This window comes from uncultured Agrococcus sp. (assembly GCF_945915485.1).
Taxonomy (GTDB): Bacteria; Actinomycetota; Actinomycetes; order Actinomycetales; family Microbacteriaceae; genus Agrococcus.
Genome location: NZ_CAMEFJ010000046.1, coordinates 1 through 19202 on the forward strand (window position 1 = coordinate 1; position 19202 = coordinate 19202).

General features: G+C 62.9%; 20 protein-coding genes and 3 tRNA genes. 5 read left to right on the forward strand and 18 right to left on the reverse strand.

The annotated features are described in order from the left end of the window. On the reverse strand, positions 1-215 hold a 215-nt coding region (locus Q0O95_RS08620; protein WP_293697457.1), incomplete at its 3' end, for an MFS transporter. A 152-nt stretch (positions 216-367) separates the two neighbouring features. Here Q0O95_RS08620 and Q0O95_RS08625 point away from each other — a divergent pair. After that, positions 368-1216, forward strand: a complete 849-nt coding sequence (locus Q0O95_RS08625; protein WP_293697422.1) for a D-alanyl-D-alanine carboxypeptidase family protein — start codon at positions 368-370, stop codon at positions 1214-1216. A gap of 50 nt (positions 1217-1266) precedes the next feature. Here the strand turns inward: Q0O95_RS08625 and Q0O95_RS08630 are convergent, their stop codons facing one another. From Q0O95_RS08630 to Q0O95_RS08655, 6 genes are all read right to left on the reverse strand, one after another. After that, the gene (locus Q0O95_RS08630) at positions 1267-1773 is read right to left on the reverse strand and encodes a DNA starvation/stationary phase protection protein (RefSeq protein ID WP_293697424.1); all 507 of its coding nucleotides are present in this window, start codon (positions 1771-1773) and stop codon (positions 1267-1269) included. A 117-nt stretch (positions 1774-1890) separates the two neighbouring features. Further along, the gene (locus Q0O95_RS08635) at positions 1891-3132 is read right to left on the reverse strand and encodes a M20 family metallo-hydrolase (RefSeq protein ID WP_293697426.1); all 1242 of its coding nucleotides are present in this window, start codon (positions 3130-3132) and stop codon (positions 1891-1893) included. Positions 3133-3160: 28 nt separating this feature from the next. Then, a complete protein-coding gene (locus tag Q0O95_RS08640) occupies positions 3161-4162 on the reverse strand; it encodes a dimethylarginine dimethylaminohydrolase family protein (RefSeq protein ID WP_293697428.1) in 1002 nt (333 codons plus the stop codon). A gap of 71 nt (positions 4163-4233) precedes the next feature. Continuing rightward, positions 4234-5004 carry an amino acid ABC transporter ATP-binding protein gene (locus Q0O95_RS08645; protein WP_293697430.1) on the reverse strand — a complete coding sequence of 257 codons (771 nt, stop codon included), beginning with the start codon at positions 5002-5004 and terminating at the stop codon, positions 4234-4236. Beyond that, the gene (locus Q0O95_RS08650) at positions 4994-5740 is read right to left on the reverse strand and encodes an amino acid ABC transporter permease (RefSeq protein ID WP_293697432.1); all 747 of its coding nucleotides are present in this window, start codon (positions 5738-5740) and stop codon (positions 4994-4996) included. Before Q0O95_RS08650 ends, Q0O95_RS08645 begins: the two co-directional genes overlap by 11 nt. After that, entirely contained in the window at positions 5740-6591 is an 852-nt protein-coding gene (locus Q0O95_RS08655) for an ABC transporter substrate-binding protein (RefSeq protein ID WP_293697434.1), read from the reverse strand. The genes Q0O95_RS08650 and Q0O95_RS08655 overlap by 1 nt, the downstream gene beginning before the upstream one ends. A gap of 120 nt (positions 6592-6711) precedes the next feature. Between Q0O95_RS08655 and Q0O95_RS08660 the strand changes: the two genes are divergently transcribed. Next, positions 6712-8019 (forward strand): aminotransferase class I/II-fold pyridoxal phosphate-dependent enzyme, encoded by a 1308-nt coding sequence (locus Q0O95_RS08660; RefSeq protein ID WP_293697436.1) that lies wholly within the window; start codon positions 6712-6714, stop codon positions 8017-8019. 36 nt (positions 8020-8055) lie between these two features. On the opposite strand, the gene Q0O95_RS08665 is transcribed toward Q0O95_RS08660, so the two are convergent. Both Q0O95_RS08665 and Q0O95_RS08670 read right to left on the reverse strand, forming a co-directional pair. Then, positions 8056-8310 carry a hypothetical protein gene (locus Q0O95_RS08665; RefSeq protein ID WP_293697438.1) on the reverse strand — a complete coding sequence of 85 codons (255 nt, stop codon included), beginning with the start codon at positions 8308-8310 and terminating at the stop codon, positions 8056-8058. Between the two features lie 302 nt (positions 8311-8612). After that, positions 8613-9101, reverse strand: coding sequence for a hypothetical protein (locus tag Q0O95_RS08670; RefSeq protein ID WP_293697440.1), 489 nt, complete (start codon positions 9099-9101; stop codon positions 8613-8615). Positions 9102-9561: 460 nt separating this feature from the next. On the opposite strand from Q0O95_RS08670, the gene Q0O95_RS08675 reads away from it, so the two are divergent. Further along, complete coding sequence (locus tag Q0O95_RS08675; protein WP_293697442.1) at positions 9562-10164, forward strand: deaminase; 603 nt, start codon at positions 9562-9564, stop codon at positions 10162-10164. A gap of 117 nt (positions 10165-10281) precedes the next feature. Here Q0O95_RS08675 and Q0O95_RS08680 read toward each other — a convergent pair. The 8 genes from Q0O95_RS08680 to serS form a co-directional block, all read right to left on the reverse strand. Continuing rightward, positions 10282-10354: transfer RNA gene (locus Q0O95_RS08680), tRNA-Arg, on the reverse strand. 49 nt (positions 10355-10403) lie between these two features. Continuing rightward, positions 10404-10655, reverse strand: coding sequence for a hypothetical protein (locus tag Q0O95_RS08685; protein ID WP_293697444.1), 252 nt, complete (start codon positions 10653-10655; stop codon positions 10404-10406). Between the two features lie 31 nt (positions 10656-10686). Beyond that, on the reverse strand, positions 10687-11580 hold the full coding sequence (locus Q0O95_RS08690) for an aminoglycoside phosphotransferase family protein (protein ID WP_293697446.1): 894 nt from the start codon (positions 11578-11580) through the stop codon (positions 10687-10689). Positions 11581-11818: 238 nt separating this feature from the next. Then, positions 11819-11910, reverse strand: a tRNA-Ser gene (locus Q0O95_RS08695). A 215-nt stretch (positions 11911-12125) separates the two neighbouring features. Next, the gene (locus Q0O95_RS08700) at positions 12126-13382 is read right to left on the reverse strand and encodes an LCP family protein (RefSeq protein WP_293697448.1); all 1257 of its coding nucleotides are present in this window, start codon (positions 13380-13382) and stop codon (positions 12126-12128) included. A gap of 19 nt (positions 13383-13401) precedes the next feature. After that, positions 13402-13484 (reverse strand) — tRNA-Ser (locus Q0O95_RS08705). A 96-nt stretch (positions 13485-13580) separates the two neighbouring features. Next, a complete protein-coding gene (locus Q0O95_RS08710; protein WP_293697450.1) occupies positions 13581-14402 on the reverse strand; it encodes an HAD family hydrolase in 822 nt (273 codons plus the stop codon). A 10-nt stretch (positions 14403-14412) separates the two neighbouring features. Continuing rightward, positions 14413-15693 carry a serine--tRNA ligase gene (gene serS / locus Q0O95_RS08715; RefSeq protein ID WP_293697452.1) on the reverse strand — a complete coding sequence of 427 codons (1281 nt, stop codon included), beginning with the start codon at positions 15691-15693 and terminating at the stop codon, positions 14413-14415. Positions 15694-15716: 23 nt separating this feature from the next. Between serS and Q0O95_RS08720 the strand changes: the two genes are divergently transcribed. After that, positions 15717-16667 carry a diacylglycerol kinase family protein gene (locus tag Q0O95_RS08720; protein ID WP_293697454.1) on the forward strand — a complete coding sequence of 317 codons (951 nt, stop codon included), beginning with the start codon at positions 15717-15719 and terminating at the stop codon, positions 16665-16667. A 12-nt stretch (positions 16668-16679) separates the two neighbouring features. Here Q0O95_RS08720 and pheA read toward each other — a convergent pair whose 3' ends face one another. Next, on the reverse strand, positions 16680-17612 hold the full coding sequence (gene pheA / locus Q0O95_RS08725) for a prephenate dehydratase (RefSeq protein WP_293697455.1): 933 nt from the start codon (positions 17610-17612) through the stop codon (positions 16680-16682). A 22-nt stretch (positions 17613-17634) separates the two neighbouring features. On the opposite strand from pheA, the gene pgm reads away from it, so the two are divergent. Continuing rightward, positions 17635-19202, forward strand: a 1568-nt coding sequence (gene pgm, locus Q0O95_RS08730; RefSeq protein WP_293697456.1) for a phosphoglucomutase (alpha-D-glucose-1,6-bisphosphate-dependent), incomplete at its 3' end; no start/stop codon positions are given.

Below are 19202 nucleotides of genomic sequence, written 5' to 3' on the forward strand. Positions count from 1 at the left end.
CGGCGACCGAAGATGTCGGAGAGCTTGCCGTACACGGGGGTCACGACCGTCGAAACGATCAGGAAGGCAGTGACTACCCATGCCTGCTGGTCGAGGCCGTGAAGGTCGTCGGCGATGGTGCGCATCGCAGTGCCGACGACGGTCTGGCTGAGCGAGGACAGGAACATCGCGACCATGAGACCGACCACGACGAGCATGATCTGGCGGCGGGTCATCCCGCCTGCGTCTACGATCGCCTGTGAACGTTCCTTGGAAGACACACGACGACTATTCAACACCCAGCTATGCTACTCCTGCTTGTCAAGCCGGAGCTTTTCCGAAGCGTAGTCGGATGCGTTCGTCCAGCTCTCCGCATTAGAATCGCATGGTGCTGAGAAGGAAACGCAACCCGTTGTTTACGATCGCCGCGCTGGCAGTCGGGGTCGCGGTCATCCTGTCGGGATGCGCGGCAGAAGAGGACGTAGAGGCCAGCGGGAGCCCGTCGCCCTCGCCGACGGTTTCTCCCTCGCCGTCCCCGACGCCCAGCCCTTCTCCCTCGCCGACACCTTCACCGACCGAGGAGCAGGAGCCGGAACCGACTCAGGACGACACGGATGGCCGACCGCAGGCTTCGAATCCGCGTGGCTACGACATCGATACGCCGTCGAGCATCACGGTGGTGGTCAGCAAGACGCGACCGCTGCTGGATGTCGAGTATGAGCCGGAAACCGTGCCGTCAACCGTGCACAGCGTGAACGGCCAGCCCCTGCATCCCGACGCCAACGAGGCACTGGCCGCCATGAACCGCGATGTCACGGCCGCAACCGGAACCGGGTTCGTGCTGTGCTCGGGGTACCGCTCCTACTGGTACCAGCACGACGTCTACAACAACTTCGTCAACAGTCATGGGCAGGAGGCCGCTGATCGAACGAGCGCGCGCCCCGGTCACAGCGAGCACCAGCTAGGGCTCGCCGCCGACATCATGGGTGAGGGGCAGGGATGCGCGCTCGGCGATGCGTACACGAATACGGCGTCGGGACAGTGGGTCAACGAGAACGCGTGGCAGTACGGGTTCATTCTTCGGTACCCGGACGGCCTGCAGGGCATCGTGGGGTACCACTACGAACCGTGGCACTGGCGGTACGTTGGCGAAGACGTTGCGCGCGACATGCACGAGGGCGGCTACGACACCCTCGAGGAGTACTTCGGGCTGCCGAACGCTCCCGACTACCTCTGAAACGAAGTGACCCCCGGCTGAGCCGAGGGTCACTTACTGTTCTCGCGGCGTTAGCCGGGGATCTCGCCAGCGGAGTCCTCGAGATGGGCTCGCACGAACCACTGGAACTTTTCGAGCTCCTTGGATTGGCCGATCAGGATGTCTTCCGTGATCGGGTCGACCTCGCCTGAGAGTTCGATAGCTTCGCGGTGCGACGCGATGACGCGGTCGTACACTTCGGCGAGTTCTTTGAGATGATGTTGCGTCGATGCCCTGTCGACACCGTAGACGTGATCGCTGTGCTGGTACTCGCTGCGACCGGGAACACCGACCGGTGAGCCGCCGAGTGTCGCTATGCGCTCCGCGATTTCGTCTGCGAACCCGCGAACCAGGTCGATCTGCGGATCGAGCATCTCGTGGACGGCGATGAAGTTGCGGCCGACTACGTTCCAGTGCGCGTGCTTGAGCGTGAGGTGCAGGTCGTTCATCGCGTTCAGCCGACTCTGCAAAGCATCGTTCAGGCCCTGGCCCTCTTCGAGGGTGAGGCCGGGGACGGTATAGGGGTGTGTCTTCGCCATAGTGTCCTCCATCCGTATGTGCGCCGACGGGCGTCAGCGCATCGCCGATAGGTTGCTCCCAGCCTAGGGGCCACGACCGACATGTGACAGGGCATGTTCACCGTCGGCGGATCCTTGCTACAGGTCCTGACTCGATGCAAGCCGATGCACAACCTCAGTGAGCATTCTCACGCCGGCGAGCATGTCAGCGTCGGAGGTGAGCTCCCGCACACTGTGCGACCGTCCTTCGACGCTCGGCACGAAGAGCATGACCGTCGGTACGACGTCCTTCATATTCGTCGAGTCGTGACCCGCGACGGTCATGACCGTGTCGTGCGTCACCCCCAGCTCCTGGGCCACAGCGCGAGCCAATTCGACGCCCTGCGGGGTGTAGGGATTGCGCTCCCACGAGTGCTCGGCGGCGATCTCTACCTCGACGCGGTCCTGTTCGGCGATTTCTGCGGCGATCGTGAGGAATCTGCGGGCAGCCTCCTGCAGAAATTCAGTGTTTTCGGACCGGAAGTCGATCAGTACCGACGCTTCGCTCGCAACTACGACAGGCGAATTAGGATAGACCTGTATCTCGCCGCACGCCGAATGCAGCGCTCCAGGAGGGAATTCGTCTACAAGCTCCCTTGCGGCGACGATCAGCCGCGCGGCAGCGAGGAGTGCGTCGCGACGATCCGTCATCAGCGTCGAGCCGCTGTGCGACTGCTCGCCCCGAACACGCAGCTCGTATTTACGTGCTCCCCAGGTAGCGTCGACGAGCCCGATGGCGATACCGCCCTCCTCCATGCTGCGGCCCTGCTGCACGTGAATCTCTGCATAGGAAGCGACGTTCAGCGCAGCGAAGTTCCCCCGCTCTTCCAAAGCGTCCAGAGCGGCCCGTACGCTCGTGCCCTTCTTGTCGCGGGTCTCCAGCGCCTCGGCGAGCGAGAGCTTCCCGGTGAAAACCCCGCTGCCCATCAGTGACGGCTTGAAACGGGAACCCTCTTCGTTGAACCAATTGACGACTGCGAGATTGCGAACCGGTGGAGCAGCTTCGTTGCGCAGCCGATCCGCGAGGCGGAAACAGGCGTAGGCCGAGGCCAGTACGCCGTAGGCACCATCGAAACGGCCTGCAGTTGGCTGCGAGTCCAGGTGTGAGCCGGTCAGCACATAGGGCGCTCCGGGGACGAGCTCCAGCAGACCGAAGAGATTGCCGATCTCGTCCCGATGCACGGTGAACCCGCGCGAGCGGAGGAGCTCTGCGAACCACCGGCGCTGTTCACCGTCCGCTGCGCTCGCGGCTTCTCGATCGACGCCGAGGGTCCCCTCGACGCGACCGATCTGGGAGAGCTGCTCCCAGTCGGCCAGGAAATCGGTGTCATTGCTGTTCATGTTCCGGCCTCCTCGGCGGTTGGGTAGTTCAGCTCCAATCGCGGATCAGCTCTGTCGTAGAGCAGTGGATGTTCCCTCCATTGTGGATGATCTCGTCGTAGTCGATCGGCACGATCTCGAAACCCCGAGAGCGCAGCATCTCAGCAGTGTGCGGATAGATCGAGGCCATGATGATGCGACCGGGACGCACCATCAGCGAGTTGCAGGAGTTCTGCTCGTCGCGGTGTGGATGGATGATCTCGTACCCGAGTGCTTCGAGGCGCGAGAGGAATTCGAAGGGCAGACGGTGTGGGTTCGCCATGACCGTGGAGTCGTCGAGCACCATGAACTGCCCGTCCGTGTGGATGGTGTAGCCGGGCAAAGGCACGGTGATGAGTTCGATGCCAAGCGGCTGCAGCAGGTTTTCGAGCTGGCGAGCGCCTTCCTCGTTGCATCGGATCGAGGTCCCGTAGACCGCCAGGTCTTTACGCAGCATGTGGAACGAACCCCCTTCCAGGAGCCCTGTGCCGGTGATCGTGCCGAGTATCGGCATCCCGAGTGCCGCGACGGTCTGCGTGATGCTCTGCTCTTCCCCCCTGCGCATCCTCGGTGCGAGTCGGCCGATGATCGCGCCGCCGGGGACGGTCAGGAGGGGGTCGCGAGCGTATACCGACTTGGTGAAAGTGCGCGACAGTTCGGGAGCGACGATGACCTCGACGTCCTCGGCTTCGAGAGCGTCTACGAGTTGCTGGTGCTGGTCGAGCACCTTGACCATGTCGGGTGGTGTCTCGCGCTTGTAGTACCAGTTCCTGTTGGGGTCGACGAGCGCCTGCGCCTCCTCGCTCCATGCGTCGGCGCGGATGTCGCCCATGCCCGGGTTAGGGCGACGCACGATCACCATGCGAAGGGCGCCGGTCTCGTCGCCGCGACCCCAGCGGCGGCCCCAGTTCGCTTCCAGCTCTTTGACATCGCTAAAGCCTGGCTCCGGCTCCGGCCCCAGGAGCTTGTGGAAGTAGTTTTCCGCTGGGCCGTAATAGTCTGTCGTGGTCATCGTGGTTCCTTTCAGTGGGATGCGACGGCGCGGTAATGCGCTGTTGTCGGGATGCGAGGAGGACGGAGCGGTTACAGGACGTGTTCGAGAAAGGCTGCCGTGCGGGAGGATGCCTCGTTCGAGAAGAATCGTGACGGTGGCGAGTCCTCCATAACTTTCCCCTGCTCGAAGAGAAGTACCCGCGACGCGACGTTCTTCGCGAAGCCCACCTCGTGCGTGACGACGATCATCGTCATGCCCTCTTCTGCGAGCCCCTCCATGACTCGCAGCACCTCGCGAACGAGTTCGGGGTCTAGCGCGGAAGTAGGTTCGTCGAAGAGCATGATCTTGGGCTTCAGTACCAGGGCGCGAGCGATGGCGACTCGCTGCTGCTGGCCGCCGGAGAGTTCGCTGGGGAACTTCGAGGCGTAACCGTGCATGCCTACCTTGTTCAACATCTCGGCGGCAACCTCACGGTTCTCGGACTTCGTGCCTCGGCGGTGCACTTTCAGTGCGAGCATGATGTTCTGCTCGACCGACATGTGCGGAAAGAGATTGAAGCTTTGGAAGACCATGCCGATTGTCGCTCGATCCTCTGCGAGCTTCCTCTCCGGCGCGGGAATGAGTCGAGATCCGCGTTGCCGTTGCCCGACGAGTTCTCCCTCGAAACGGATCTCTCCCTCATCGATGGGCTCCAGGAGGGCGAGACTGCGCAGAAATGTCGACTTTCCCGACCCGGATGGACCGAGGATTGCGGTAACCTCGCCCCTGCTGGTCTCAAGGGTGACGCCGTCTACTGCGGGTTGTTCGTGGTAGATCTTGGTCACGCCGAGAGCACTGAGCAGTTTCGGTTCACTTGACACCGGCTACCTCCTTCAGCTGCTGCGTATCCAGGCTGACTTTTCGTTTCTTCTTCGAGATCGCGCTCCTCCAGGAGAATTTTCGCTCGAGCCAGTTCTGCCCAATCATGAATAAAGACACCAACACGAGGTAGTAGACCGCAGCGGCCGAGTAGTACTCGGCGTAGCTGAAGGTGCGCGACACGTCTTGGGCGGCCGTATACAACAGCTCCTGCAACGAGATGACGGAGGCAAGACTGGTCATCTTCACCGTCATGATGAACTGATTACCCGTAGGCGGGATCGCTACCCGAACCATCTGCGGGATGAGCACGTGCCAGTAGGTGCTCGCGGGCTTCAGGCCGAGCGCACGCGATGCGAGCGTTTGACCCGGTGAAATCGAGTTCAGCGCCGAGCGGAAAATTTCGGCCATGAGCGCGGTCTCGAGGAGCGTGAGCCCGAAGAATGCGGCCATGTAGGGGGTGAACCAGCTCATTTTCAGAACGGGGATCACCTGTGGCAGAGCATTCCAGATCAAGATCAGGATCAGGAGCGCCGGGATCGCACGGAACAGCCAGACATAGCCGGCGCTGAGCGAAGAGAGCCATGAACGCTTACTGTTCCGACCCAGCGCGAGGAAGAATCCCAGTATGCACGCCGCCACCTGCACGAGGATCGCCAGCGTGATCGCGGTCATCGCACCCATCAGATAGGTGCGCGAGAACAGCGCGTCGAGGAAGACCTGGGGGTCGAAGCTCATCAGCGAACCACCTCCGGCGCCACGATTCGGCCCGGATCGAGTTCGTAGAGCTCCGCGATTTCGGCGAACGTGCCATCGTCTGTCAGCGTGATCGCTGCATCGAGCACGTGCTGGGTGAGCTCACTGTCGCGTGGCATGAACATGCCGAACTCGGTCTCAGCGGGAAAGATCGTCCCCAGCATCTCGTAGTCGTCCCCCAAGGTAGCCGCTGCCTGACCTGCGGCGACGTCTGTTTCCATGGTGGCGTCGACCCTGCCGTTCGTCAGCGCGGCGATCGTCTCGGGAAGCTCGGGGTAGACGGAGAACTCGATGCCGGGAAGGCCCTGCGACTCCAGCTCATCGCTGATGTCGCGCAGAATCTGTTCGTTCGCAGATGCGGCCTGCACTGCGATGCTGAGACCTGAGAGGTCTTCGGTGCTCTCGAGCCCGAGTGGGTTGCCCGCTGGGACGATCAGCGCCGGGCCGGTCTGAAGATAGGGGATCGCATCCGTCTGCGCTGCGCGTTCCTCGTTGACGTACAGACCCGAGCGAAGGATGTCACAACGGTTCGAGGTGAGTGCGGGGAGGAGTCCGTCGAATGCCATCTCGCTGAAGGAGACGTCGAGGTCGAGATGATCGCCAATCGCTTCGATCGCATCGATATCGAATCCCGTGAGAGTGCCGCCCTCGTTCCAGTACATCGGCTCGTAAGCGTTTTTCGAAATGCAGATGGTGAGTGTGCCCGGATTGTTGACGGGGAGCGCGTCCCCATCGCCGCCGTCAGTGGCACCGCCGCTGCAGGCCGTGAGCCCGAGTGCCATCGCTCCCGCGATAGCTATGCCGGTGCAGATTCTTTTGCTGTGAAAACGCATGGTACCTCCCACGTTCAGGGTGCGGATGTACCTGCCAATGGTATGGACGACTATTAAAGAATGGAATAGCTTTAATACGTGAATGATATTGACGGCTTAGTAGACTATTTACGTGCGAACATGACACAGCTCACGAGTGACGCGCTCGTCGATGCCGTGTTGCTGGGCACACGGAGCGGAGTGCTGAACTCCGGGGATCGCCTGCCGACTATTCAATCGTTGAGCGATCGACTGCAGCTCTCGACATCGACGATCAGCCGCGCTTGGTCGAGCCTTGTGCAGATGGGAGTTGTGGAGACGAAGCGCCGTGGCGGGTCTCGCATCGTCAAGCCTGTCCAGGCGACTTCGTACAGAACTCGAGGTATCGACCGTTCGAAATTCAAGTACAACCTAGCGGCGAGTTACCCCGATCTCTCCTTGCAAGCCGATCTCGGCGCGGTGCTTGCCAAGGTCGGGCGGCGCGGCACATTCAACGGGTACGCAGGCAAGGATGAGGTATCGCCCGCTCTGCAGACGGAGCTGCTCACCAGGTTGGGATACGAACCGGAATCACTCATGCTGGCCAACGATGTGATCGGAGCGCTACCGAGGGTGCTCCAGGCTGTGGCGCATCGCGGGTCCGCAGTCGGTGTCGGAGATCCGGAGTTCCCGCTGTATCCGATCATCCTGAAGCAGGCTGGCATGAGTACCGCTCCCATTCCATTCGGCGAACACGGGTACGAGATCGAAGCGCTCGAGCGAGCACTGACATCGGGTGTCAAAGCACTGATCGTTCAAACTCGGGTACATAACCCGACTGGGCGTAATGTGCCCGGCGGCAACCTCAGGGAGATCGCCAAGCTGCTGCGGGAGCATGATGCCGTCGCAATCGAAATCGACCATCACGGGGCGCTTGTTCCGAAAAAGCGCGTACGGCTCGCTAGCCTCGCTCCGGAACGTGTGATCTTGATGACATCGTTTTCGAAAGACATCCACGCCGATGTAAGGGTTGCTTCGATCGCGGGCCCGGTCTCCGTGATGGAACGGGTCTCGGTGTGGCGCGCGGGCGGTGACTGGGTCAGCGGTGTGAACCGGATGATATTGGAAGTCTGTCTCACCGATCCGGATGTATTGGCCGGCATCGAGAGGGCGCGTGCTGAATACGATCGACGACGTGACCATTTCACAGCCGCCTTCGCGGAACAGGGTCTGCAGATACGCTCGAACGCCGGGCTGAGCCTCTGGGTCCCCGTGCTGTCGGAACAGAGCGCGATGGTATCCCTTGCTGCCAAGGGCATCTCCGTGGCGGGAGGGAGCGCGTTCACCAGTAGACGCTCGAATCAGGATCACGTGCATTTGTCGCTCGGCAGTCTGGGAGAAGACACCGAATACCTCTGCGGAGAAGTGCTCTCTGCAGCGCTCATCGAGGCAGTCCGCTCACCATTCTGAAACCGCAGTGCTGGCTCGCCGCGATTCGTTCGAACGTCACACGGCCCGTGGCTTCCCCGGCATGAGCGAAGCCGCAGCCGTTACGCCGAGGGCCAGTACTGCGATCAGCCAATAGGCGCTTCCGGCGGGGTTCGCGGATGATTCCGTGAGGAATCCGACGACGGTAACGCCCGCGGAGGCGAAGAGCTGCACCACGATGAAGAGTGCCGCGGTGCCCTGGCCGACTGACTCCTTGGCAGTACCCGGTAGGGCGCTCGCAGGCCGGCTCGGCAACGCAGGGAGGATCGACATATCGATGACCCCGGCATGGCCGCGCAGCGTTTTCTTGCGCTTACGCAGGCCCGGCTACGCGAGTTCACCGTGGGAGGGACACGAACCGGGGATCCCGAGGCTATCGAGGACGCTGTGAATCAGGGCGTGACGCGTTCCTGCGTGCGTACGAGGTTCGTTGAAGTGTCTTACGGCATCCGCTCGTTTGCGTGCGGTTGCTTGGAGCTTCTCGCACGTTGCGATGGAGCCGGATGCCGGGTACCCCTCCCGTTGACCCGGCAACGCACTACCGAGGCAGCTGAGGTTGATCGCCGGACTCGTGCTCAGGATCGACCGGACTGATCTTGGGCGTCGGCGTCGTCTACTGAGAGCTCGCTGACGGCATCCCGCAGGATGCCCGGTGAAAGACGGCGATGCACGGAGGAGAGCGGGCGCCAAACCATGGAGCCTCTGGCACGTTCGTACGTCAAGAGCGTTGTCAGCGACAGTGAGTCTTCGGTCGCATGCAGGATGAGATTGGCGGTCAGTGCTGCCGAAGCGGCCTGCAGTCGAATCCAGCTCTGTGACTTTTCGCTGATCAGCCAGCCCGCGACCGTTGTGGAGGACCGGCCCCTCCGCAGACGCAACCGCAAGAGACCCTTCCAGATGAAACGCTCGGCCGCTGTCGGTACGTCGCCGAACATGGTTCGTGCCCACCGCTCGGCGGATGCGTTCGTCGCGTCGAAGGGCGTGAGCGCGAAGTGATCGACGTAATCGATGCGAGACAGGCTGCTACGTTTCAGGATCGCCGGGTCGACTGCATCGGTTCCCACGGCCGACTCCACTTGCGGTTCGCTCAAGCCATTCACCTGCTCTTTCATTTGCGCGCTCGTGCCATTGTATTGACGTCGACTGGGCGCACGTTGTGGCCGACGTAGAGCGCTGATTCCACCGTCGCGATACAACTCAGGAACCTGAAGCCGCCATCTCGCCCGTGACTGCATCCGCGCCGCCGGAGCATTCACGGGCGAGTACGATGCGAAGGCGCACCGTTAAAAGCAAGCGCACGGTTCAGGAACACGTGCGTCTATCGGTCAGCGGTCCGGGCCCGACGTCGAATGCCTCTGTCGAGCCACGTCGTTCGTGCTGTTTCCCTGTACGAACTCGGCAGCCCGGCTTCGCCTCTCGGAACTCTTCTGCCGAGGAGCGTTGCACGCTGGAACTTCTTCGCGATGGTCGCTACCATCGAGCGTGCCATGATGACCGATCTCGTCCGGTGCTGAGAGGGAACGTGTGAACAATATCCATCAGCAACCGACCGGCTATGGCGTGGAGTTGCCGAAGTGGTTCCTGGATGCTCGCGATGTACTGCCGCAGCGCCTTCCTGATCCCGAGGAACGAATCCGGACGGTCAATCACCTCGCGACTCGTACAGTGGCCGAGGGGGCCGGAGGTCCTTTCGCCGCACTGGTGATCGACCGTCAGGACGGCGACATCATTGCGGCAGGTGTGAATCTTGTGCTGCACTCCGGTCTCGCCTCCTCCCACGCAGAGATGGTCGCACTCGGTATCGCTCAGACGCGGAAGCGGGCGTGGAACCTGGCCGCCGCTGGCGAGGGACCGCTGCTGGTCGTCAACGCTCAACCGTGCGCGATGTGCCTCGGTGCGATCATTTGGTCGGGCATCGGAGCCCTGGAATTCTCGGTTGAAGGTGTTGAAGTCGAGCGGCTCACGGGTTTCGACGAGGGCCCGGTGCCCTCGAATTGGCGTGAGCAGTTGAAGGCGAGAGGCATCGAGGTCGCAACCGGTCGGCTGCGTGACGAGAGTCTCGACGTGCTGCGGCAATTCCGTGACCGTGTCGACGACGGCAGCGCCACCCTCTACAACGGAGGCTGACAGCTACTTCCGAAAGTACCCCGGTGTCGCCGCCGCAGTAGCCAGATATGGGTTCGAATCAGTACCCAGATATTGATTTAGGGCGGCACCAATGCTGGTACCGCCCTAAATCAATTGCGCGCCCCGAGGGATTCGAACCCCCAACCTTCTGATCCGTAGTCAGATGCTCTATCCGTTGAGCTAGGGGCGCACGGCTTACTGAGCCAGCGTCTAGCTTACACCGCGAACCACGTGCAGTGTCAATTTGGTGAGGATTCGATTTCGGCCAGCGTGTCGCGGAGCAGCCGTGCGCGCTCCAAGTCGCTTTCACTCGCGTCTTCGCCGCCGAGTTCTCGGACCGTGCGCCGTAGGATTCCCGTAAGAGCGGCATCCTGATTGCCGTAGAAGACGCGCAGCCTCGGCAGCTCACGGACAGTGCCGATGTAGTCCTGCTCGTGCTCGGACCACTGCACTCGGAACGTGAACCCGGCTGCTCTCAGAACAACACTCATGCGGCATGTCCTTTCCTCACTGACGGACCCGTCAAGCTGCGAACCCCGCGAACGACAGCAGATCGGCACTTCGGCTTGTGAATCCGTTCCAGCGCGTCCTCGATATGGCTGTTACGACGGCGTTGACTCGCGACCAAGCAAGCAACCGATCGGGCGTCACACCTGTCAGACGTGCCAACTCGTGAACGCGCTGCGTGAACTCCTCGGGCCCTCCGGTGGCGATCACGAAGTCGACCATGTCGAAACAGCGATCGCCTACGCACAGCTTCGGATCGATGGCAACGAGACCCCGCCGCTCGCTCGTCAGTGCATTGCCGAGATGGAGATCGCCATGGATGGCGGCAGGTGCGTCCGTCGAGGCGAGCAGTGAGCGACACAGTTCGACCGCGGCCTCCCACACGGTGTCGGGGATGTGCTCCCGTACCTCCGGCATCCGCTGCCGTGCTCCGATGCGTTCGAACATGTCGAAGCAGCGCGCATCGAGCGCTTCTTCGATGCCGCTCGGATCCGTGTCGTGCAACTCGCGCAGCAGCGCGGCCCAATCCTGCAGCGAAGGGAGATCTTCATCACTCTCAACGCCCGGAATGACGCGCTCCAGCAGAACTGCTCCGAGCTCCTCAGAAGACTTTCGTACGAGCGGCACGCGGCCAGTAGGAGCGAAGTGGCGCAGCATCCCTGCCTGTCTGGCTAGAAACTCGGCGTCCGGGCTGAGTTTGAGAACGGAGAGCTCACCCGCGGCATCGGTGACGTCGATGACGACCGAGGTCGCACCAGCCGAAATCCTGTCGCCGCTGCGGAGTTGCCAGTCACGCAGCAGCCGGTCCACAAGGTCGGGTAGTGCGAGTGAGAACTCTGCTGCGCGGTCGGCGCCGAAACGATCGTCGAGACCGGCAGCCTGTCGAGTGAGTTCCTCTGCAAAGCTCATTCGGCAAGTGTATGAGTGTGCAGACCCGGCCGGCGCCGGGATCACGCCCCTCGTGTCGTTCAGCGCTGGGTTGCGGTCGGAATTCTTGTCGAATACCGACCGCAAGTCTGCTCTGAATGGCCGACACGCGTTGGCCCAACCGAGTTTCGAAGCCAACACTCATCTGACTCGAGAGCCGGGGCGAGAAACAGAGCCCCCGGGTGCGATTCGCTCTCCAGCGATATCACACCCGGGAAGTTGGCGGAGACGGGGGGATTTGAACCCCCGGTCCCGTTTTCACGAGACCCTTCATTAGCAGTGAAGTCCGTTCGGCCGCTCCGGCACGTCTCCTTGACCCGGAGCCGTTCTGCATCGGGCCAGCTATCACTGTAGCAGAGCAAGACCGCTCAATTCACGTCGTGAGACGTGGACCTCGGAGGCCCGTAGCCCATTGTAAAAACACTCGAATCCGGCCCCTCGGAGTCATCCGGAAAATAGGCGAAAGAGGGCCCTGCGGGAGCCTCCCAAAGGGCACTCTTTCGACTATCCTCTCGACCCCCGGGGCGTCAGTACGAACCGTACGGCTGGATGCACGACTCCTCTTCGGCAGACTGCCCATCGACGAGCCCCTCGAGGTCCGAGGGGTCGCTCGGTTCGGTTTCGGATTCGTCCTCAGACTCGCTGGGAGACGGTGCCTCCGGCTCCGTCGTCTCCTCCGTCGAGTCCGGCGACTCTTCCGCTTCTTCCGAATCGGGGTTCTCGAGATCAGACGGGTCCATGGGGATGACTTCGTCGTTCCTGACCAGCTCCATCATGAGTTCGGCAGTGTAGTAATCCGGCGCGACGCGCATCCCTGCGGGTGTCGTCGGGTAGGTGACGAACTGCATCGTGCTCAGCGGGATGTTTCTGAGCACATTCGCCATGCCGACCATCGTCGCGGGGTCGCTGAGGCTGGTCGAGAGCGTCATGTTCTCGCTCGCGACTTGCGCGATGCGGTACAGGGATGTGAAGTTTCCGAGCACCTCGTCGGACTGCATCTTCCGAATCAGTGCCGACAGGAAGACCTGCTGCGAGGAGATGCGGCTCAGATCGGAGCCGTCGCCGACCCCGTACCTGGATCGCAGGAGGTTCAGCGCGTCTTCGCCCTCGAGGTCGTACGTTCCTGCCTCGGGGATGTGCAGGTCAGCACGCGGGTCGTCGATGGGGCCGGCGAAGCAGACCGGAACACCGCCGACCGCGGTCGACATGTTGATGACACCGTCGAACGTGATCTTCGCGACGTACGGAATCTCCAGGCCGGTCATCGACTCGATCAGCGTGACAGCGCAGGGGAGGCCGCCTCGTTCGAGGGCCGTGTTGAGCTGCACGCCGTGGCCAGCGGGCGTTTCAGCGCCACCGTCCTCCTGTGCGGGGCAGGACGGGAAGTCGACCATGAGGTCGCGCGGGAACGAGATGACGGTCGCTCCCTGATGATCTTCATGGACGTGCAGCAGCATCGTGACGTCGTTCAACTCACCCTCGTGGGTGCCACCCACCGACTCCTGGTCGGCGCGGGTGTCGGATCCGACGACGAGCACGTTGAAGCCGCCCTCTTGATCCTGGAACTGGGGGATCTCGGCCCCGTCGCCACCCGCTAGGTCAACGGTGTCGAGGTTCGAGGAGAGCTGCCAAACCGAGAATCCCGCAACGCCGACGGTCGCCACCATCACCGCGGCGACGCCCATTGCGACATAGCTCAGCACCCGTCGAACCGGACGGTGCGGTTTGAGCTTGCCGTGGCGAGGGGTGATGCCCCTCGCGTCAACGGTGCGGAATTCAGTCATGCGTTCCTCCCCCTACGCGCGGAGGGCGTGGGATTCGAACCCACGAGGCTCTCGCCTGCTGGTTTTCAAGACCAGTTCCTTCGGCCGCTCGGACAGCCCTCCATGACCCGATCTGCAACCGAGCCTGAGCTATTGTAACCGTGGATGCTACGAGTCGGCTATCTGCTCGCTACACGCGTGCAGAGCGGGCACCCCTCTTCAGGCATGCAGTACGTGCGTGCGAAGGGCCTTCACCAGCCCGTCTTCTGCAACGCTCGTGGTCTTGGCGTTCGCCGCCGCGGTCACGACCGGGGGAGCCTGTCCCATCGCGATGGCGATGCCCTCTCCCTTGGCGGTCCACTCGAGCATTTCGATGTCGTTTCTGCCGTCTCCCGCTGACAGGACCCTGCTCGGGTGATAGCCGAGTTCCGCATTGACTCGTGCCAGGCCCGTCGCCTTATTGACGCCTTCGGGAGCGAGATCCAACCAGGATGAGAATCCGACCGTGTACGAAACCTGGTGGAGCCCCATGTCTTCGACGATGCTCAAGAACTCTTCCGTCTCGTGCGAAGGGCTCATGACGACGACTCGCATCGCCGGTTCGACGGCGAGTTCTTCGAAAGGGACGCGGAGGCCGTGCGAGATTTCCCAGCCGAAAGTCGTGTGCGTGAACCTTCGCAATCCCTCGGCGTTCTCGACCATGAACTGCCCCTCAGGCAGCCGTTCGCGCACGAGTTCGAGCACTGGCGCCGCGTCGAACGTTTCGACATGGTCGATCGTGTAGGCGCGCTCGTCATCGAACTCCGGTTTCGTGTGGCGCATGATGAGCGCTCCGTTGGCCGACACCAGCAGCTGCGGTCGAATATCCAGCCGTTCGCAGATCTCGTATGTCCCCGGAAACGAACGACCGGTCGCGATGATGATTTCGTGGCCGGCCTCTTCGACCTCGCGAATGGTTTCGTACACGCTCGGCGAGAGCGAATTGTCTTCGTGGACGATGGTGCCGTCGACGTCGAGCGCGATCAGGAAGGGGTCTGTCATGAAGCCGCCGCTACGCGATCGGCTCGAGAACGTCGACGCCGCCCATGTAGGGCCGTAGCGCCGCGGGAATTCGCACGCTGCCGTCGGCCTGCTGGTGCTGCTCGAGGATGGCGACCATCCAGCGGGTCGTCGCGGCCGTTCCGTTCAGTGTGGCAACGGGAACATTCTTGCCGTCGTCGTTCTTGAATCGTGTCCCGAGCCTGCGAGCCTGGAATGTTGTGCAGTTCGAGGTGCTCGTCAGCTCGCGGTAGGTCTGCTGCGACGGCACCCACGCTTCGATATCGAACTTGCGTGCCGCGCTCGTGCCGAGGTCTCCGGCGGCGACGTCGATGACGCGGTAGTCGAGCTCGCACGCATCGAGCAAGTCGATCTGGATGTCGCGCATGCGCTCGTGCTCGCGCTCGGCATCCTCGGGGCGCACGAACGAGAACATCTCCAGTTTGTTGAACTGGTGCACGCGCAGGATGCCGCGGGTGTCCTTGCCGGCGCTGCCGGCCTCGCGGCGGTAGCAGGTCGACCAGCCCGCGTAGCGTTTCGGCTCGGTCAGATCGAGGATCTCATCGGAGTGGTAGCCGGCGAGCGCAACCTCGCTTGTCCCGGTCAGATAGAGATCATCGGCGGGCAGGTAATACACCTCGCTCGCGTGCTCACCGAGAAAACCGGTGCCCTGCATGATCTCCGGACGCACGAGGGTCGGCGTGACGAGCGGTATACAGCCCGCTTCCGCGGTGCGATCGAGCGCTAGCAGCATGAGCGCGAGCTCGAGCCGCATCCCCGGCCCCGTGAGGTAGTAGAACCGCGTGCCGGATACCTTCGCGCCGCGAGCGAGATCGAAAGCGCGGAGGTTCTCGCCGAGTTCGACGTGATCCTTGGGTTCGAATGCCAAGGGCTCGACCGTCTCACCGTGCGTGCGCGGCCCGCTGTGCTGCAGCACCTCGAAGTTCTCTTCTTCGCCTGCTGGAACACCGTCGATAACAACGTTCGCGATTCGTTGCACAGCGGTGTCGAGTGCGGCCTGTGCGTCGTTCGCGATCGCTTGGGCGTCCTTGACGCGCTGGGCGAGATCCTTCGCCTCCGCGATGAGGGCGGGGCGCTCCTCCTTCGATGCCTTGCCGACCTTGGATGCGTGCGCGTTCTGCTCGGCGCGCAGCTGTTCGAATTCGCTCAGGGTTGAACGGCGCAGGACATCCGCCTCGATCGCGGCATCGACGTGATGCACGGGATCTCCGCGGCGCTCCTGGCTTGCACGAAGGGTGTCGGGATGTTCGCGAAGTACCTGCAGATCGATCACCCCCATAGTCTACGGTTAGACCTATGAAGGTCGCTGTCGTGTTCAATCCGGTGAAGGCCGAGGAGCGCGAGCTCCGCAATGCCCTCCATGAGGAGGTGCCGGCTGCGAAGAGTGATCTGAACTTCTTCGAGACCGATGCCGACGATCAGGGAGCGGCGGCGGCGAAGAAAGCGGTTGCGGTCAAGCCCGATCTCGTGCTTGTCGCGGGCGGTGACGGCACCGTGCGCATCGTGGCTGAACAACTCGCGGGAACGGACATCCCGCTCGGCATCGTGCCCGCCGGCACCGGCAACCTACTGGCGCGAAATCTGAACATTCCGCTCGGTGGCATCGACAGCGCCGTTCGCGTGGCCGTGCACGGTAAGACCGAGAAGATCGATCTGGCACGCGCTGCTGTCACCGACGAAGACGGTCAGGAGAGCGAGTATCCGTTCGTCGTCATGGCCGGCGTCGGGCTCGATGCCGCAACGATGGCGGAGACCGACAGTGAGATGAAGAAGAAGCTCGGCTGGGTCGCGTACGTCGGCGGTCTGCTGCGAGCGCTCAAGGACGTTCGCAAGGTGAACGTGCGCGGCGCCGTCGATGGCGACGACGTTGAAGAGTTCCGCGCGAACACGATCATGATCGGCAACGCGGGCATGGTGCAGGGCAATGTGCGGTTCATGCCCGACGCCGAACTGGACGACGGGCTGCTCGACATCGCCGTGCTGAACCCCAGTGGTCCGCTCTCGTGGATGCAGGTCATGCACGAAGTCGCGAGTAACTCATCGCCGATTCAGCGAGAGCTGCGCAAGCTGTCGGTCCTACCGGATCGCAAGGCGATTCCCGAACTGCAGTTCGGGCAGATGAAGAGGGTCGAACTCGAGTTCGACACGCCGATCGAACTGCAGATCGACGGTGACCTTATCGGCGAAGTTGTGAAACTCGGTTGCTACGTGCAGAAAGAGGCGCTCGCCATTCGCATCAAGCAATAGGCGCCGCACGAGCTATTGCGCGACCGGGGCTTCCGTCAGAATCTCTCTGAGCCAGTCGCGGGCATCCTCGAAAGAGGCATCACTGAACCGGTCGGGGATGACGGGCGCCTGCCGGTCGGCGCGCGCGTACGAGCCGAGGAAGGTGACCTTCGGTGAAACGCGCTTGAGGCCCAGCATGGCCGCCGCGACTCGTTCGTCACGGATGTGCCCCTCGACATCGATCACGAACCGGTACCTGCCGAGTCGGTCGCCGATCGGGCGGGACTGGATGAGCGAGAGGTTGACGCCGCGGGTGGCGAACTGTTCCAGTACGTCCAGCAGCGAACCTGCTCGGTCGCTCGCCAGCTCGACGATGAGTGACGTTTTGTCTGCCCCTGTCTGCTTCGGCAGCTCGGGGCCGCGGCCGACGAGCACGAATCGGGTTTGCGCATCCGTCGTGTTGGCGATGTCGGTTGCGAGCACGTCGAGCCCCGTGACGACCTCGGTGATTCGCGGCGTAGAGATCGCCGCCTGTGCGGCCGAAACGCCGAGGTCGCGCGCGGCGGCAACGTTGGATGCGGCGGGCAGGTGGACCGCTCCCGACAGGTTCGCGGCCAGCCAGGCCGCGCACTGCGCGTACGCGACGGGATGCGCTGCGATCGTTTCGATGTCCGCCAGGTTCGTCCCCGCCGGAGCCACGAGCGCGAAGTTCACCTGGACCAGGTGCTCCGAGAGGATGCGCAGGCCCGGAGTCTTGGCGAGCGCGTCCTGCGCGCTCGTGACGCCGCCCTCTATCGAGTTCTCGAGCGCGATCATCGCGGCGTCGACCCGCTCGTCGGCGACCGCGTGCAATGCCTCGTGGACGCTCGAGACCGCCACTCGCTCCGCTTCTGCGGGGTCGGCCACCTGGTCGAGGGCGGATTCAGTGAACGTCCCGGATGGTCCGAGAAAGGCAAATCGACGCATGGATACAGCGTAGATTAGTGTCATGAACCGTGCAGGCACCGTCGCCCAGCCCCAGGATCTCGTCGACATCGACCAGCTCGTGCGCGCGTACCACGAGCGGAAACCCGACCCCGCGAATCCGGCCGAGGCAGTCGTGTTCGGTACGAGCGGGCATCGAGGAAGCTCGTTCGACGGCAAGTTCAACGACGACCACATCGCCGCGATAACGCAGGCCATCTGCGAGTATCGGGCCGAGCAGGGCACCGACGGCCCGCTGTTCATCGGCCGGGACACGCACGGCCTCTCCGATCCCGCGCATCAAACCGCCCTCGAAGTGCTGGTCGCGAACGGCGTGCGCGTCATCGTCGACTCGCGCAACAGCTGGGTTCCGACCCCTGCGCTGAGCCGCGCGATCATCGCTTTCAACGCTGCCGGACGTGAAACGACCGCCGACGGCATCGTCATCACGCCCAGCCACAACCCGCCGCGTGATGGCGGCTTCAAGTACAACCCGCCGCACGGCGGACCCGCCGACAGCGACGCAACGGGATGGATCGCGAATCGGGCGAACGAGATCATCGCTGCCGGGATGGCGGATGTGCACCGCACGTCGGCCGACGTCGCGGATGTCGAAAGCTACGACTACCGCGAGTGCTACGTGGCCGAGCTCGAGCACGTCATCAATTTCCGAGCGATACGGGGCTCCGCGATTCGAGTCGGCGTCGACCCGCTCGGCGGCGCGGCGGTCGAGTACTACGGGCTCATCGCCGAGCGGTACGGGATCGACCTGACGGTCGTGAATCCGGCCGTCGACCCGCAGTGGGCGTTCATGACGCTCGATTGGGACGAGAAGATCAGGATGGACTGCTCGAGCCCCAACGCGATGGCCAGCGTGCTGCGCTTTCAGGGCGAGTACGACATCCTGACGGGGAACGATGCAGACGCTGATCGCCACGGCATCATCACGCGCGACGGTGGCCTGATGAATCCCAATCACTATCTCGCGGTGGCCATTCAGTACCTCTTCACGCACCGTCCCGAATGGGCGAGCTCGACCGCGGTCGGCAAGACCCTCGTGTCGTCGTCGATGATCGACAGGGTCGCCGAGTCGCTCGGACGAGAACTGCTGGAAGTGCCGGTGGGCTTCAAATGGTTCGTCGACGGGCTGACGGAAGGAACGATCGGCTTCGGAGGAGAAGAGAGCGCGGGGGCGTCGTTCCTGACCCGTGACGGACGGGTGTGGACGACCGATAAGGACGGCATCCTGCTCGCCCTTCTGGCCGCGGAGATTCGCGCGGTGACGGGCAAGAGCCCGACGGAGCTGTATGAGGAACTCACGGAGCGGTTCGGTTCCCCTTCGTACGAGCGAGTGGATGCGCCGGCCGGTGCCGAACAGAAGGTCAAGCTGGCGAAGCTGTCGGCGGCGGATGTCGCAGCCACGGAACTCGCGGGTGACCCGATTACCGCAAAGCTCACGGAGGCGCCCGGTAACGGCGCCGGCCTCGGGGGGCTGAAGGTAACGACCGACCGCGCCTGGTTTGCGGCACGACCGTCCGGGACCGAAGACGTCTATAAGATCTACGCGGAGTCGTTCGTCAGCCCCGAGCACCT